Source organism: Candidatus Poribacteria bacterium, assembly GCA_021295715.1.
GTDB lineage: Bacteria > Poribacteria > WGA-4E > WGA-4E > WGA-3G > WGA-3G.
In genome coordinates this window covers 4624-5402 of the sequence record JAGWBV010000174.1, presented here as the reverse complement: position 1 = coordinate 5402, position 779 = coordinate 4624, and the positions used below count along the sequence as shown (strand labels likewise).

At 47.5% G+C, this 779-nt stretch carries 2 protein-coding genes; both read right to left on the bottom strand.

The window, feature by feature from the left end:
* Positions 1-76 precede the first annotated feature (76 nt).
* On the bottom strand, positions 77-322 hold the full coding sequence (locus J4G07_22600; protein MCE2416774.1) for a hypothetical protein: 246 nt from the start codon (positions 320-322) through the stop codon (positions 77-79).
* The coding region (locus J4G07_22595; GenBank protein ID MCE2416773.1) for a hypothetical protein at positions 315-779 on the bottom strand (465 nt) is incomplete at its 5' end. The genes J4G07_22600 and J4G07_22595, both read right to left, overlap by 8 nt.

Here is a 779-nt window from a genome sequence, read left to right as displayed (position 1 = left end):
TTTTGCGGACTCTATGTTAATGGCTTGGAGGGGGATGTTGACCTCGATGAGTTTTTTTCGGTAAGTGGGCATACGTCTATTGAATCAGTTTTTGTGCGAAGGCTTGGAGGCTACGTGCGTGAATTGATTGGATATACAGATCCTCGAGTCGTTCCAGATCGTCTATATTTTCAAGGGCAGGCCTTAAGGCATCCACAAGTTCTGTCGAGAACTTCGTTTTAAGAACCACCGAGATGTGTTTGATAGTCGTTTCTTTGGTGATTCTCTCGCGTAGATGTTGGTAAAGATTCTTGCATGTGTCTCTCGGGTGTGCGTCAGTCAATCAGTTTTTGTGTGAAGGTTTCGATGTTGGGCACACGGGGTACTGCGAGAAGGAGTTCCTTCAGCCGTTCCAAATCATCAATGTTTTGGAGCATAGGCGTTAAGGCGCGCACCGTCTCCGTGTGAAACTGCTGTTCAAGCAGCGCGATGATGTGTTCGATAGTAGTCTCTCTCAGCATGAGTTGGTAAAACTTAGATTCTCGCATGAGTTCCTCCGGTATACGTTGTTTGAAAAGTTGAGGGTCATACACTATACTTCCAAAAACGGAAATTGCGTAAAGTAAATCGGCCTGTGTTTGCTGATCGACAGGCGTTGCACGCGTCGCATCAATACACGCTTGCACCCACCGCTCTGAGTCCATGTCTGTGGGCGGTTTCATGAGTGGCGTGAAGGGCAGTATGCCCGGTGCCTGCATCTCTAAAATCGCCTGTCCTTCTATTTCAATGAGCCGTATGAC